The 15,368-nt window shown below is 62.7% G+C and carries 11 protein-coding genes and 1 pseudogene; 6 read left to right on the forward strand and 6 right to left on the reverse strand.

Annotation, left to right across the window (positions count from 1 at the left end; translation table 11 throughout):
• Positions 1-276: 276 nt before the first annotated feature.
• The 4 genes from AC07YR_RS04880 to AC07YR_RS04895 are packed head-to-tail and all read left to right on the forward strand — an operon-like array spanning position 277 to position 4,877.
• The gene (locus tag AC07YR_RS04880; protein WP_494733238.1) at positions 277-2,250 is read left to right on the forward strand and encodes a right-handed parallel beta-helix repeat-containing protein; all 1,974 of its coding nucleotides are present in this window, start codon (positions 277-279) and stop codon (positions 2,248-2,250) included.
• Positions 2,251-2,293: 43 nt separating this feature from the next.
• Positions 2,294-3,337, forward strand: coding sequence for a Gfo/Idh/MocA family protein (locus tag AC07YR_RS04885; protein WP_494733239.1), 1,044 nt, complete (start codon positions 2,294-2,296; stop codon positions 3,335-3,337).
• Positions 3,334-4,404 (forward strand): NAD-dependent epimerase/dehydratase family protein, encoded by a 1,071-nt coding sequence (locus tag AC07YR_RS04890; protein ID WP_494733240.1) that lies wholly within the window; start codon positions 3,334-3,336, stop codon positions 4,402-4,404. Before AC07YR_RS04885 ends, AC07YR_RS04890 begins: the two co-directional genes overlap by 4 nt.
• Positions 4,401-4,877 (forward strand): heme-degrading domain-containing protein, encoded by a 477-nt coding sequence (locus AC07YR_RS04895; RefSeq protein ID WP_494733241.1) that lies wholly within the window; start codon positions 4,401-4,403, stop codon positions 4,875-4,877. The genes AC07YR_RS04890 and AC07YR_RS04895 overlap by 4 nt, the downstream gene beginning before the upstream one ends.
• A gap of 138 nt (positions 4,878-5,015) precedes the next feature.
• Here the strand turns inward: AC07YR_RS04895 and AC07YR_RS04900 are convergent.
• A pseudogene (locus AC07YR_RS04900) lies at positions 5,016-5,360 on the reverse strand (FAD-dependent oxidoreductase); the annotation flags it as partial.
• Positions 5,361-5,476: 116 nt separating this feature from the next.
• Complete coding sequence (locus AC07YR_RS04905) at positions 5,477-6,271, reverse strand: SDR family NAD(P)-dependent oxidoreductase (RefSeq protein ID WP_494733242.1); 795 nt, start codon at positions 6,269-6,271, stop codon at positions 5,477-5,479.
• 416 nt (positions 6,272-6,687) lie between these two features.
• Here AC07YR_RS04905 and AC07YR_RS04910 point away from each other — a divergent pair, with 416 nt between their 5' ends.
• Positions 6,688-8,013 carry an MFS transporter gene (locus AC07YR_RS04910; protein ID WP_494733243.1) on the forward strand — a complete coding sequence of 442 codons (1,326 nt, stop codon included), beginning with the start codon at positions 6,688-6,690 and terminating at the stop codon, positions 8,011-8,013.
• A 481-nt stretch (positions 8,014-8,494) separates the two neighbouring features.
• On the opposite strand, the gene AC07YR_RS04915 is transcribed toward AC07YR_RS04910, so the two are convergent.
• The 4 genes from AC07YR_RS04915 to AC07YR_RS04930 are packed head-to-tail and all read right to left on the reverse strand — an operon-like array spanning position 8,495 to position 13,924.
• Positions 8,495-10,165, reverse strand: a complete 1,671-nt coding sequence (locus AC07YR_RS04915) for a flavin monoamine oxidase family protein (RefSeq protein ID WP_494733387.1) — start codon at positions 10,163-10,165, stop codon at positions 8,495-8,497.
• A 50-nt stretch (positions 10,166-10,215) separates the two neighbouring features.
• Positions 10,216-11,046: a nitrilase-related carbon-nitrogen hydrolase gene (locus AC07YR_RS04920; protein WP_494733244.1), complete on the reverse strand. Its 831-nt coding sequence runs from the start codon at positions 11,044-11,046 to the stop codon at positions 10,216-10,218.
• The gene (locus AC07YR_RS04925) at positions 11,043-12,428 is read right to left on the reverse strand and encodes a M20 family metallo-hydrolase (protein WP_494733245.1); all 1,386 of its coding nucleotides are present in this window, start codon (positions 12,426-12,428) and stop codon (positions 11,043-11,045) included. Before AC07YR_RS04925 ends, AC07YR_RS04920 begins: the two co-directional genes overlap by 4 nt.
• Positions 12,425-13,924: an amino acid permease gene (locus tag AC07YR_RS04930; RefSeq protein WP_494733246.1), complete on the reverse strand. Its 1,500-nt coding sequence runs from the start codon at positions 13,922-13,924 to the stop codon at positions 12,425-12,427. Before AC07YR_RS04930 ends, AC07YR_RS04925 begins: the two co-directional genes overlap by 4 nt.
• 187 nt (positions 13,925-14,111) lie before the next feature.
• Here AC07YR_RS04930 and AC07YR_RS04935 point away from each other — a divergent pair, with 187 nt between their 5' ends.
• Positions 14,112-15,266 carry an RsbRD N-terminal domain-containing protein gene (locus tag AC07YR_RS04935; RefSeq protein ID WP_494733247.1) on the forward strand — a complete coding sequence of 385 codons (1,155 nt, stop codon included), beginning with the start codon at positions 14,112-14,114 and terminating at the stop codon, positions 15,264-15,266.
• The last annotated feature ends 102 nt before the right edge of the window (positions 15,267-15,368 follow it).

Genomic DNA, 15,368 nt, shown 5'->3' on the forward strand with positions numbered 1-15,368 from the left:
CCTAGGCCAGCGGATGTCAGCCGCTGTGGTTCCGGGAGGACGACGGTATACATACAGTCGCCGATGCGCCCCATATCTTCTCGGCCTATCTGCAGGTCTAGGGCCCCAGTTGGCCACACACCACCCTGGGCAATGCGCCTTCTTGCGTTGGCCGCCGCTCCGTGCGGTGGCGATAGCCCGGCGTCTGTCGTCGGCCTCCGCTCTGGACCGCCCCGTGCACATGCAAAACGGTCTACATCAATCAATTCACACCGATACTGAAGGATCCCCCTAGATATGACCTCCGTGCTCCACGTCGCCACCACTGGCAGCGACCATTCCGACGGCACCGCGGATCACCCGTTCCGCACAATCAACCACGCAGCGACGCGTGCACAGCCCGGCGATACGGTCGTTGTCCATGAAGGCACTTATCGCGAATGGGTTCGCCCTGTTCGCGGTGGGATCAGCGACCAACGCCGTATCACTTTCGAAGCCGCCCCAGGCGAGCATGTCCGTATCAAAGGTTCCGAGCAGATACGCGAGTGGACCAATGTCTCCGGAACAGTGTGGAAGGCGGTCGTGCCCAACTCGCTATTCGGAGGCTTCAACCCATACAGCGAGGAGATCGACGGTGACTGGATCGTATACGCGGACGCCGACGCCGAAAAGAAGCACCTCGGTGACGTGTACCTGAACGGGTTGAGCTTCTATGAAGCTGAAAGCCTCGAGGATGTCTTAAACCCGCAGCGGCGAACCCACGTAGTCGACAACTGGACCGGTTCAACCGATCAGGTGCGTAACCCGGACCAGACGCTTTACACCTGGCGCGCTGAGGTCAGCGACAGCGAGACCACCATCTGGGCGAACTTCCAGGGGGCTGATCCGACGACGGAACTCGTCGAGATCAACGTACGCCGTTCGGTTTTCTTCCCGACCGACCACCACATCAACTACATCACGGTCCGCGGATTCGAGCTTGCGCAGGCTGCCAGCCCCTGGACTCCGCCCACCGCAGACCAGCCAGGGCTGATCGGCCCGAACTGGGCGAAGGGGTGGATCATTGAGGACAACGTCATCCACGATGCAAAATGCTCCGCGATCTCGCTCGGCAAGGAAGGCTCCACCGGCCACAACTTCGCCACCGTCCGCGGCGACAAGCCCGGTTATCAATATCAGCTGGAATCCGTTTTCTCCGCGAGGCAAATTGGCTGGGACCGAGACTATATCGGATCCCACATTGTCCGTCGGAACACTATCTTCGATTGCGGCCAGAACGGAATCGTCGGGCATCTGGGCTGCGTATTCTCGACGATTGAAGACAACCACATCTACAACATCGCCGTGAAGCGAGAATTCTACGGTTATGAGATCGCCGGCATTAAACTGCACGCCGCGATCGACGTGGCAATCCGCCACAACCGGATCCACGATTGCTCGCTGGGCATCTGGCTGGACTGGCAAACCCAGGGAACCCGCGTCGCGCGCAACCTGCTCTACGGAAACAGCCGGGATCTCTTCGTCGAAGTCAGCCACGGCCCATACCTTGTCGAGCACAACATCCTTGGCTCGAGAGCCTCTCTCGAAGTGTTCAGCCAAGGCGGCGCGTTCGTCAACAACCTAGTGTGCGGAACTGTGTCAGTTGAACCTGTGGTGGAGCGCCCAACTCCGTACCATGCGCCACACAGCACCCAGGTGGCGGGCTACGCCGCAATACACGGAGGGGACGACCGGTACATCGGCAATATCTTCCTTGCCGGTGACGCCGACATGGCTTATGGACCAACCAAGCGCGCCGGACAGATCGCCGGATACGGTACTTCTGCCTATGACGGGCACCCGGCCACTTTCGCGGATTATCTGGAGCTCGTCGCAGATCCCAGCCGCGGGGACCACGAACGATTCATGAATGTGAAGCAGCCTGTATACATCCGCCAGAATGTCTACGCGCCAGGGGCAGATGCATACGCGGGCGAAGCCAACGCAGCATTCCTGAGCGAACCACCGCGCGTCCGCATCATCGATGAAGGCGAATCTGTCTATCTGGAGACGCAACTTTCAAGCACATTCAACGAATATACGGTTGGCGTCACACACAGCGTCGACCTTCCCCCGGTCAGATTCGTCGACGCTGAATTCGAAGAAGCCGACGGCAGCCCCGTGGTCCTGGATGTCGATCTCACTGGCACGCTCAAAAAGGCAAACCAGAACTACCCGGCGGGACCGCTTTCTGAACTCTCATCCGACTTTGCCCGTACCCAAATTTGGTGACTCCTCCGACGCTGACCACCCCAAACACTGAAAAGGAACAACGATGACCCTTCCCAATGCCCGGCAGACCGACCCTGCGTCCATCCCTGCACTGAAATGGGGCGTGATCGGCACCGGATGGATAGCTACGCGGTTCGCGCGCGCAACGCACCTTCACACGTCACAGAAGGTCGTGGCCGTTGCCGCCCGTGACAGCAAGCGAACGGGAGCCTTCGCCTCTGCCTACGGCGTGGACCGGACGTACGCCACGCCCGAGGCGCTGCTCGCTGACCCACAGATCGACGTCGTCTACATCGCCACCCCCCACAGCTCCCATCGCGACCTGGCGCTCCTTGCGATCGCCGCAGGCAAGAATCTGCTGATTGAAAAGCCAATTGCAACCTCCGCTGCTGAGGCACAGCAAATAGCGGATGCTGCCAAGGTCGCGGGGGTGTTTGTGATGGAAGCCATGTGGACCCGTTATCTGCCGCAGATGGACATTCTGCGCCAGCTGATAGACGCGGGAGAACTGGGTAAGATCCACCACGTCGCCGCCGATTTCGGCGTCGTTTCACCGTACGACCCGAACGGGCGCATGTGGAACCCTGCTCTCGCAGGCGGAGCCTTGCTGGATCTCGGTGTTTATCCGATCTCATTCGTGTCCGCTATCCTCGGCAAGCCTGGACGAGTTCAGGCGACAGGGATAGCCACGGCCAATGGGATCGATTTGCGGGCCACAGCGCTGATGAGCTTTGAAGAGGGCGTCGATGCGGTGGCGGCGACCTCCATGATCTCAAAGACAGGCACCCGTGCAGCGGTGATTGGTTCGAAGGCGCGGGTGGACATTCCTAGCTCGTTCTTTACACCGACGGGGCTGGTTCTCAGCAAGCAGGTTAACGGCATCGATCAGACGGAAACGTTTACGGATGACACGTTCGAGGAAGGATACGACGCGCTGAGTTTTCAGGTCAACGCACTTGCCCGGTATGTGGGGGAGGGACGTTTGGAATCTCCGCTTCATCCGCTCGATGAGACGGTGTCGGTTTTGGCCACCATTGACGAGATCCGCTCCCTGCTCAGCGTTACCGACTACACACCCACAGCATGAGCAGAACCCGCGGCAATTTTGCACCACTCCGGGTTCTGATCCTCGGAGGATCCGGTACCATCAGTTCCGCCGTTCTACGTGAAGTCGTCGACCAAGGCTTAGACGTCACAGCCGTCACGCGCACCCCGAAATCGGCTACAACGAACGAGGACGGTGTGACGTGGCTGCAAGCTGACGTCGGCACGGACGAATTGGAAGCAGTCCTGACCGGCCGTCGTTTTGATGCAGTGATCAACTTTCTATCATTCGACGCGTCCGACGCGGACCGAATGATTGAGCTTTTTACAGGCCGCACCAAGCAGTACGTGCATATTAGCTCCGCCTCCGTGTACGGCAAGCCCCTAATTACTAGCCCGATTACTGAAAGTACTCAGCGCCACAACCGATACACGCAGTATGCACGCGACAAGATCGCGTGCGAGGATCGGCTCTTCGACGCGTTTGTGACGAGCGGCTTTCCAGTCACTGTTGTACGGCCGTCACACACCTATGATGACCGAAAGCCGCCACTGCCGGGCGGATGGACAGTCGTGCATCGGATGTTACGGGGTGATGACATTCCCGTCCACGGCGACGGCACATCACTTTGGACCCTCACACACGCGGCCGACCTTGCAGTTGGGATAGTCGGACTGCTGGGCGAGCCGCGTGCAATCGGCGAGGCCGTCCACATCACGAGTGACGACGTCTGGACCTGGGACCAGATCTATGCCGCGGTAGGTAATGCATTCGGATCTCCCGCCAGGCTCGTGCACGTTCCCTCAGAGATGTTCCCGCTGGCAGCACCGGAGTGGACGTGGTCAGAGTTGCTTGTGGGTGACCTCGGCCACAGCGCAGTTTTCGACAACAGCAAAATCCGCCAGCTCGTCCCTGGATATCGTGCAACCCGTACCTTCTCACGTACCTTGCTTCGTCTGGCAGGACAGTTTCGGGAACACGCGGACGACTGTGCGCCGGATTCCGCCGTTGACCACATCCTTGACCGCATGGCTCATGGTTACCGGGAGTCCCGTGCTCTCTTCGCTTCTCTCGGGTCCGGGACGGGCAATCGGGGCGGGTTGCGATGACAGAGTCTTTTCAAAGGATCGCCCAACTCGAAGCAGAATCAAGGGAATTGATCCTTCCTCGATTTGACCGGTCCGATGCTTGGCAACTTGGGAGCAGCCTAGCCATGCAAGGACTCAAGTCTGAGCTCCCCATAGCAATTGATATCCGTTCTTCAACGGCCGTCCTGTTCCATGTCTCTCTTCCCGGCGCGACCCCGGATAACGACGATTGGATCCGTCGCAAGGCCGCAACCGTATTGAGATTCGAAACCAGCTCTGCTCTGCTAGAAGCACGGGCCGCTAGCGGAGGTCCGGACCTGTTCGCCGCAGGTTGGCTCGATCCCAGTGAATACGCACTGGCGGGCGGATCCGTGCCAGTTGTTGTCGAAGGTGTCGGGGTTGTGGCAGCGGCCACCGTGTCGGGCCTGGCTTCCAACGAGGACCACGCCCTTGTCGCCGAAGCACTGCGGAGTCTGATTCGCGCCCCACAATAGACGGCACGGACTAAATATCCGGCGGCGCAGAGGTCGGCGCGGCAAGCGTTGATCCGGTCCTTGGGCTGTCCTGGCTCGGGCCGTCGTGCTTCATGCCTCGCCAGCGGCCAGCCGCCACCGGCGGTGGCGGCTGCACAGTCGATAGCGGCGATGCCTAGGGGAGTCGGTGTCGCTGAAGGCGCCCATGAAGTTGGGGTCGTCCTCCCGGGAGACCGTGATGGGGTCGCCGATGATGTGCGAGGCGATGCCCACTGTGGGGTAGATCTGCTTCAGGGAGTGCAGCATGAGCCGGACGCGTTCGTCGGCGTCCAGAGGCAGCCATTTGAGGGCGTCGTCGTTCCAGGTGTAGGACAGGCAGATGAGGGCGGGCTGGTCCGGGCCGTTGTCCAGCAGGTAGGTTCCGCGGGTGAGCCGGTCGGTGAGCGTGGTGCTCATGACCTGGCGGCCGGTGTGCGGGTCGATGTCCTTCCAGAACGGCCGGTCGCATGCACGGACCACTAGCTAATCAGCCGGAGAAGTGTGCGTGGGGGAGCTCAAGTCCTACTGCGCCGGCTGCCGCGCCTTGCCACCTCATGGAGAGAGTACTGCCCCGGCTGCCCTCAAGATGCGAGGTAGCCGCCATCGACCGCAAGCGCCGTCCCGGTTATGAAGGACGAGTGGTCGGACAGCAGCCAGGCGACTGTGTCGCCGATCTCGTCGGGCTCGCCGAAGCGCCCCAGCATGTGTCGGGCGCGCACTCGCGCTAATCCGTCGGCGAAAGCGGGGTCCGCCGTAACCCGCGCTATCATCGGCGTCTCAATTACGCCGGGAAGGATCGCGTTTACCCGAATCTGGTCTGGCCCATAATCCGCTGCGGCGGCGCGCGACAGCCCGACGACTCCGTGCTTGGCAGCGACGTACTCGCTTGCGTTGGGACTCCCTGTCTGCCCAAGCGAGGACGCGGTGTTAACTATGGATCCACCTCCCGTGGACAGCATCGCCCTCACTTCGTGCTTGATACAGAAAAATACGCCAGTGAGATCCACTCGTATTGCACGGTTCCACGTCTCTTCAGTGAGCAGGTGCAAGGGGGTTCCTGATTGCTCGACGCCGGCGTTATTGAATGCGCCGTCGAGGCGGCCGAAGCGCTCAACGGCGGTATCAACAAGCCGTTCAACCTCCGCCTCGACTGATACATCCGCCCGCACGAAGATGCCGCTGCCGCCGGCCGCGACTATGGCATCAGCAGTTTCGACACCGGCATCGGTGACGTCGCTGACGACAACGTTTGCGCCAGACGCGCCCAATACTAGACTCGTCGCGGCCCCTATACCACCGCCGCCCCCGGTAACGAGCACTGTACGTCCCCGGAGGTCGATTGACGCTGGCTGGAATGCGCTGGTGTGATTTGTCATAGGAAGAATGTACTCGACTCTGCGCAAAGTGCATACAGTTGTTGAATATCTTCAGAAGGGCCCAAAGGTGATGTGGAACTCCTGCAGGGTTCCCTGCAAACTACAGGCAGAAGCATGCAAACGTCTCGTACAACAGCGAACTTGTACGACTATCGGGTCCGGTTTCTGGTCATGCTCGCCGCGATCTATGCGGTGGGATTTGGATTCACCGCGCTCGGCACCACAACCCGTTTACACGCGACGGACAGGCGACAGCAGACTCTCGGGAATATATGGGTCACTGCGCAATAAGCGCGGCGATCGGGCAGGAAGCTTGAGGCAGTAGGACAAATCCAGCGTGAGCCGCGAGGAAGCGTGACCGTTGTGCCGCTGGGTGGGTCACCAGCTTGTGGAGCCAGTCACTCGAACCTGATGGTGTGACCTGGATCAAATACCTGATCGAAGACGGCCTACAAGGAAGTAGAACCGCAATGTCTCAATTATCCACAACAAAGTTCTCTGGATGGCGCAACCTCATTCTGTTGATGTTGGTTTTGATGGCAACCATGGGCTTTGGATTCCTCACCCTCAGCCTGTACGTTCCCGTGTTTATTACAGACTTGAACGCATCGCTTTCAACGATTACCGGCATGTTTTCGGTGCTTTCGATCGTTGCCATGTGCGCCAGCATGAGCAGCGGCCCGGTTTCACGGCACATCGGCGTTCACAGGATGATCATGCTGGGCGTCGGGATGATGCTTGCCGCGTACGGTGCGCTGTACTTCTCCACTTCGATAGCGACGCTCTACATCGCGGGCGGTTTGATTGGCGGGGGCCTCTCCTGGAGTGGGTTCATCGCTCTCGGCCGGGTGGTGTCCGCGTGGTTCGTGCATCGTCGAGGACTAGCCCTCGGAATCGCCTCCTCAGCGTCGGGAATCGGGGCACTCATCGCTGCCCCGCTTGTCTCGAACCTAATCCTCGGCATTGGCTGGCGCAATGCGGTGGCAGTCACCTTCGGCATCATCGTCGTTCTCGGTGTACCCGCCATGATCGCCCTTCGCCCCGATCCGGCCCAAATCGGGCAATATCCGCTTCTCGTTCCCGGCAGCTCGCACGAAGATTACAGGCCCGCCGATTTCGCCGCCCCAAAAGTCAAATTCCGAATCTCGCGCGCGTTTGTCCTCATGGTTGTCGTGGTACTCAGCGGCGCCTACTCCATCGCTGGATTCAGCTCGCAAGTTGCCAACGCACTAGTCGTGAAGGGCTTTGACCTGGCATTCGCAGGAACCATCCTCGGAATCGTGGCAATCTTCAATATCATCGGCGCGGTTTTGCTTGGCCTCCTTGCCGACAGGATGGGCACAACCGTAGCCCTTGTCGGGGTGGGCGTCTGCGGATTCGTTGGTTTCCTCCTTCTCCCATTCGCCGGCTCCGTGCCGGTGGCTGTAGCCTTCGGAATTTTCTACGGCCTAGTTCAGGCCGGAAGCATCACGATGTTCACACTGCTGACGTCCAGAGTCTTCGGAATGAAACAGTTCCCCTTGATGCTCGGAATTGTGGACGGCCTAATCGGCATCCTAAGCATCGGCACCCCTCTCGTCATCAGCTTCTTGTTTGAGGCGACAGGTTCGTACACAGCTCCAGCCCTGCTGGGTGCCGGGATCTTCATCGCCTATGTCGCCTGCGGCATCGGCGCCATCCGTCTGGGAGACCGGGCACGCGCCCGCGAAGCCAAGGCGGACCTCGAGTTCGCCAACGTGTAGCCCCGGCATTCGTTTGGCTCATTCGAAGACCACCCACTGGATAGGACTCCCTTATAACGGAGCCGTCAGCTGGGTGACTGGCGGGCAAAGTGACAGTCATCACCGGAACGGGTAGCTGCCAAGGGGCTGTCATCGCCATGACCCGCCAGCTGGTCCTCGAAGGGGCGTCCGCACGATGTCCGCGCGAACAGTCTGCCGCCAGGCCTCGTCGAAGGTCCGGCTGCAGCGGAACTCCTTAGGCCGACAGTGAAGGCCCTCCGACCTCGGGATACCCGGGGTCGGAGGGCCTTTCTTCATTGTTGAGGACGATCGCAGATCGTGGTGCTCGCAGGTCACAGCCCTTCCGGCTTCAGTATCCGCGGTGAGAGGAATCGGGTCTACGGGCTCTTCGTCGCTGAGCCGGGGCGCAGAGCGGGCCGCGGTGTCGACGCCGCGAAGTTCATCTCCCGGTGTTGGACCGTTGCCCGGCACATCCATCTGGTCAGGGGAGTCGGACCGGTTTGAGTTCGTCGAAACGGTCGCCGGGACCCGGGTTCTCCGGATGGGTTTTGCCGCCCAGCTGTGTCATGACGCCCCAGACGGCGTTGAGGCCTGTGGTCACCGCGCCGTCGGCCCAGCCGCCGGTCCATGAGATGCCGTCGCCGGCCAGGTAGATCCCGCGGTGCGCCGCATCCGTCCCTTCCTGCATGAAGTGCGTGTAGAGCCGTTCCTGGTAGCGGTAGTGCCCGGGGAGGTTGTCGCTGAAGGCGCCCATGAAGTTGGGGTCGTCCTCCCAGGAGACCGTGATGGGGTCGCCGATGATGTGCGAGGAGATGTCCACTGTGGGGTAGATCTGCTTCAGGGAGTGCAGCATGAGCCGGACCCGTTCGTCGGCATCCAGCGGCAGCCACTTCAGGGCGTCGTCATTCCAGGTGTAGGACAGGCAGATCAGGCCGGGCTGGTCCGGGCCGTTGTCCAGCAGGTAGGTTCCGCGGGTGAGCCGGTCCGTGAGCGTGGTGCTCATGACCTGGCGGCCGGTTTCCGGGTCGATGTCCTTCCAGAACGGCCTGTCGACGACGACGAACGTCTTGGAGGACTGCATGTAGTGGCTGCGCTCGATGGCCGTCCACAGTTTGTGGCTGAAGAGCGATTCGTCGACGTCGATGCGCGCCGAGAGCAGCCAGCTCTGGCACGTCGCAATGACCGCCGCGTACTCCCGCGATTGTCCCCACTTGTCCGTGACGGCGATGGGTCCCTGGCTGGCGGTCGGGCTGCCTTCCGGTCCGCCGTCTCCGCCGGGACCGCGCCGGATGGCGGCGACGCCGGGCCGCGGGTGCCCGCCGTGCAGGGACGCGAGGCTGGTGCCTTCCGGCCAGTGCGCCAGGCCGGACGGGGCATGGTTCCAGAGACGTTCCGGCAGGAGCTGGGCGCCGCCGATGATCCGGTGCTGGTCTGCGTCGGCATCCACGTACACGACGCGGAGGATCTCCAGGATGCTGTCCGGGAAGTTGGTGTCCCAGCCGCCCGTGCCGAACCCGACCTGGCCGAAGGCCTCCCGGTATTCGAACGGCAGCGAGGAGAAGGCCTTGGACGTGGCCAGGTAGCCGGAGAAGGAGGTGTCGTCGAAGCGCGGCACGAGCTCGTTCCAGAGCCTCTTGATGGTGCCAAGGTCCCTGGTGCGGATGGCTTCCTGCATGGCGCTGAAGTGGGCGCGTTCCTCCAGGCAGTCGTCCCAGGCGTTGGAGACGTCCCGAAAGAAGCCGGGAAGATCGTCGGGCGTTTCGGCGTAGTGGGCCTTGCCGCCCAGTTCGATGACCGTGCTGCCGGCGGCGGGGGTCAGCGGGTTGGGGAACGGCTGGGTTTCGATGCCGACGAGGTCCGCGTAGTGGAAGAATGAGGCGCCGGTCTTCGGGAAGCGCATCCCGCCGAGATCCGCCACCGGACCGGCCTGGCCCGGCTGGGTGCCTCCGCGAAGGCGTCCGCCGATCCGGGAGGACTCGTACACAACCGGCTTGAGTCCCATCTTCATGAGTTCGTAGGCCGCGACGAGTCCCGACATGCCGGCGCCCACAACGGCCACTTCGGTGCCGTACATGTCTGCCGGGACGGAGCCGATCCCCGCTTCATGGGTGATGTAGTCGTCGTAGGGGAACGGGAAATCGGGGCTGAGCATGCTCAGGTTTGCAGTCGGCTTGCTGGTGGCTGCGATGGTCACGGGGGTCCTTACTGGGGGAGGGCGCTGACTGCGCTGGGGATGAACGGGGAACTGTGGATGAAGGGGGAAAGGTAGTCGGTGTCCAGCCGGGCCTGGCGAAGGGTGGACACCGCAATGTCCGCGACGATGAGCGCCGAGTCGTCTCCCGCGGCCGCCAGGCGCCGTCCATACGGATCGGCAACGGTGCTGAGACCCGCGAAATGCGGGCCGGCGTGGTTGGCATACGCAATGAACAGTTGGCTTTCCAGGGCGCGGGTGGGAACCACCATCGCCGGAATCAGCCGCGTGTCGAAGAGGTGGGCGTCGGCCTGGCCGGCTTCCCGCAGGGGGACCGCCGTCGGAATGCACAGCAGTTCCGCTCCCGCGACGGCCGCGGCACGCGCGAACTCGGGAAACTCGATGTCGAAGCAGATGCCGAGGGCAACGTTGATTCCGTTGAAGCGGACGACGGCGGGCGGCGCCTCACCGGCGTCGAAGGCGCCCTTTTCCACGGCCCCGAAAAGGTGCTGCTTGCGGTAGCGGGTCAGTTCGGTGCCGTCGCGGTCGAAGAACGACGCCGAAATGTAGTGCCGCTCGCGGTCGTGCTCGACCGTGGAGCCAACGATCGCCAGACCGGTGGATGCGGCGATGTCGGCGAGCTGCCGGCGCTGGGGCGTCCCGTCGGTGCTGTGGACCAGGCTTGGCGCGTACCCGCTGACGAAGAGCTCGGGGGTGACCAGAAGGTTTGCACCCAGTGCCTTTGCTTCCTGCGCACGGGCGGCGATCCTGTTGAGGTTCTGCTGCGGGGAGTTGACCAGGCCGGTGGCCTGCATGACGGCAACTTTGATCCGTCCGGTCACTTGGTGTCCTCCGGCTGGCTGGCCACCGGCTGGGTGCCGGGCCCGGGGGAGACGGCACCGTCGAGGTCGCCGTTGCATAGCCGTTCCACGACGCGGGTCAGCATGTCGACGCCGGCGCAGGCGTCGTCGTCGTTCGTGTACTCACGCTCGTTGTGGGAGATGCCGTCCACGCTGGGGACGAACAGCATGACGGTGGGGACGACGTCCTTCATGTTGATGGAGTCGTGCCCGGCGAGCGTGAACACCTGGCCGTGGCTGAGGCCCAGTTCAGCGGCGCATTCGGCGGCCAGGGCCACACCCGCGGGCTGATAGGGGTTGATGCCCCAGGCATGGGACTCGGCGACCTCGATGCTGACGTTGGCCTCTGTCTCAATCGCGGCGATCCCGGCGCGGAGCAGCGCCTTGGCGGAGGCCAGGATGTCCTCGTCGGCGGTCCGCAGGTCCATGACAAGCTCCACCCGGGACGGCACCACGACGGGCGAGTTCGGGTAGACCGTCAGCTGGCCCACGGAGGTGTGCAGCACGGCGCCGCTGAAGTGGTCCGCGATTTCGCGCAGCAGCACCACCAGCCGGGATGCCCCGAGCAGCGCGTCCTTGCGGTCGGCGATGACGGTTGAACCGGTGTGCGCCTGTTCGCCGTGGACGGTTACGGTGTATTTCGCGGCGGCCCAGCAGGCGTGGACCAGGCCGATCGTGGTGCCGGAGTCCTCCATCGAACGGCCCTGTTCGATGTGGATCTCGGCGTAGGCGGCTGCCGTGGGCCCCTCGCCGCTGCCGAGGTGTCCGATGTCGGCCAGGGCTTCGCGCACGCTAGTGCCCGCGGTGTCACGGACGGACAGGGCGACGTCGGCGGGGAGCTTTCCGGTGTAGACGGAACTTCCCATCATGGACGGGGCGAAGCGGCAGCCTTCCTCGTTGAACCAGTCAACGACGGCGAGGTTGTATTTGGGAGCGGCGGGCGCGGTGCCGCCGTCGGGCGCTGAGGAGGCTGCCCGGTCCGCCAGCCGGCGGCCGGCGTGCAGGGCAGCGGCGACGCCGTACGCGCCGTCGTACTTTCCGGCGGTCGGCTGGCTGTCCAGGTGCGAGCCCACGAGGACGTAGGGTGCGCCGGGGTTCCATTCGATCAGCGCGAAGAGGTTGCCGATCCGGTCCGTCTCGGTCCGGAACCCGTACTGGGATGCGAGGGAGGTGAACCACGCGCGTGCCTGGGCGTCCGCCGGAGTGGCGGCCTGGCGGTCCACGCCGTGGCCGGGCGTTTCGCCGATGGCCGAGAGGCTGCGGAAGTCGCGGAGGAAGGACGCGGCGTCAGCTGCCGCTCCGAGGCGGGGGTCGCCGGAGTTGCCGGTCAGGGCCTGGGCGGGGCGCGTTGCTGCGGCAGTCATGATGTGTGCTCCTCGTTGTTGAACCGCTGGGTTGATGATGGCTGGAGTGCTGGCATGGCACCGGTCAGCGGATGGGTCCTGGCGAGCTCGTTGACGCGTTTGCGCACCGAATACCAGCCGGCGATGAGGGCCGGGATGATGATCGCCAAGGAGGCGACCGTGTACGTTCCGATCGGAAAATCGAAAAGCATCAGGACCAGCACCGCGGCAAGGAAGGCCAGCGTGAGGTAGGAGGTCCAGGGCGCACCGAAGAGCCGGAAGACGGGCCGGGCCATGAGCCCTGCCTTGGACAGTTTGTACAGCTTGAGCTGGCACAAAATGATGGTGGCCCACGTGCAGAGGATGGCCAGGGCGGTGGCGTTGATGGTGATTTCGAAGGCCATCTTTGGAACCACCGCGTTGAGTCCAACTCCGAGGAGGGTGAATGCAGCGGTGAAGAGGATTCCGCCGTAGGGGACGCCGCCGCGGCTCATGCGTTCCATGAACCGGGGAGCTGTCCCGGTCTGGGCCATGGAGCGATAGATCCGTCCGGTGGAGTAGAGCCCGGCGTTGAGGCTGGACAGTGCGGCGGTGAGGACGACGAAGTTCATCACGTCGCCGGCACCGGGAACGCCGATGCTGGCGAAGAAGGTCACGAACGGGGATTCGCCTGCTTTATAGGAGCTGTAGGGAAGCAGCATCGCCAGCAGGGCCGTGGAGCCCACGTAGAAGATGGCGATCCGGAAGATGACCGCATTGACCGCTTTAGGCATGATCTTCCGGGGGTCCTTGGTTTCGCCGGCGGCGACGCCGATCATGTCGATGCCTGCATAGGCGAACACAATGCCCTGCACAATGATCACGGCGGGCAGGAGCCCGTTGGGCAGCAGGCCGCCGTGGTCAGCGATCAGGGAGAGCCCGGGCTGATGCCCTGCGACCGGGAAGTTGCCGGCGAGGAAGATGCCGCCCACCAGGAGGAACGCCACGAGCGCGCCCACCTTGATGATGGCGAACCAGAACTCCAGCTCACCGAACAGCTTCACGGAGATGAGGTTGACGCCGGTGACCACAAGCAGGGCAGCCAGCGCGAGGATCCATTGCGGAACGCTGCTGAAGGCGGTCCAGTAGTTCAGGTAGACCGCGACGGCGGTGATGTCCACAATCGCTGTCAGCCCCCAGGACAGCGAGTACACCCACCCTGAAATGTAGGCGGCCTTTTCGCCGTAGAACTCCCGTGCATAGGAGACGAACGAGCCCGATGAAGGGCGGTGCAGCACCAGCTCGCCGAGGGCGCGGAGGATGAAGAAGGCGAACACTCCGCAGATCGCGTAGACAACGGGGAGGACGGGCCCGGCTGAAGCAAGGCGTCCGCCGGCGCCCAGGAAGAGGCCCGTGCCGATGGCGCCGCCGATGCCGATCATCTGGACCTGACGGTTTGAGAGGCCCTTCTTATAGCCGGATTGCTCGTCGGGGCGGACAGCCGTTGTCCGCTCCTCGACTGGATCAATGGTGGTCATGGAAACTCCTGGCCGGTGAAAGTGTGTGGGCTGCCACAGGAGCAGCTGACTTCGATCGTCCCAAGGCGGTGGCCGAATGCCCATGACAGGGAAGAACGGAACGGCAGGCAAAAAATGTACGAACATACATGCCCGCTGACGTCTCGTTCAGCGATGATAGGTGGGAGGTACAAACGAGAGGTAAGACATGGCGGACGATGATGAACAGTGGCAGGAATTGGTCGATGCTGTGGGTGGGCAGCTTCCCAACCTCGTAGAGAATTTCCTGACCCGGATTCTTCCCGATCCCGCCTACGCCGATTCGGGCCTGACGCTTGAGGACCTTCGAAGGAGCAGCCTGAACTCCTTCTCTGCCATGCTCTCGGCACTCGGCGGAAGTGCCCCGGATATCGACGCACTCTCCGTTTTCGCGTCCGAACTTGGCGCCCGTAGGGCACGTCAGGGCGTTCCGCTGGACAGCCTGGTCCGGGCGATACGGCTCGACTTCTCCGTGCTGTGGGATGCTTTATCCGCACCGGAGCTGCGCGCAGACCCTGCCCTGCTGGTTAGGAAAGCGGAAGTCGTGTGGGCGACTGTCGACCGCTTCGCGTCCAGCGTTCAAGAGCGGTATCTGAGGGAGCTGGAGGAAATTGAGGGCGCCGACGCCGATCTGCAGCAGCAGTACCTGACCCAATTGCTGGCGCCGGCCGAGCCGTCCTCAACAGATCTGTCACGAATAGCCGGTGCCCTCCGCATCAACCCTCACGCGGTGTTCCTGGTAGCGGCCATCGACCGGAACGACGGTCTACTGATCAGGAGGCGGGTCCGTGCGCGCCCTCCCCGGGAACTTCCTGTGCTCACCTATGACCAAGGGCATCACACGTTGGTCATCCGGCCGCGGGTGGCATCCCTCGACGAAAAGCTCAGTTTTCAGGAGGCCGCCCTGTTCGACGACGTGGCCGTCGCAGTGGCACCCCCCTCTAATGGGATTGCAATGGTGCGCAGGGCTGTCAGCGCCGCCCGGGAAATCATGAAGGACCTTCCAATGGGCAGCAAGGGAGTCTTCACGCTAAGGGACCGCTGGTTATCCATCACGGCACACCGGTTGTCTCAAGTGGACTGCCACCCGGCAACCCTGATCCTCGCTGCGCTTGACCGGTGCAGTGACGCCGAACGGGAACGCCTTCTCGAGGCTGCGCGCGTCTTTTTGGATCTCGGGAGCCTCGTAGCGACGGCAGAGCGGCTAGCCTGCCACAGGAACACCGTGGTTAACAGACTTGCTGCATTCGAAAGCTACACCGGGTTGGATCTCCAAAAACCGCGCGACAGTGCGCTAGCGCTGCTTGCAATCGCAGGACGTTAGTGTCCCCGTGCGTCTCAGGCAACCGGATGTGCAATGAACGCGAAGTTATTGCTGTCGGTGGCTTCTACCATTACGGCTCGACGTCCGGAACTGATTATGGGT

This window comes from Arthrobacter sp. GW460-12-1-14-TSB2 (assembly GCF_059423525.1).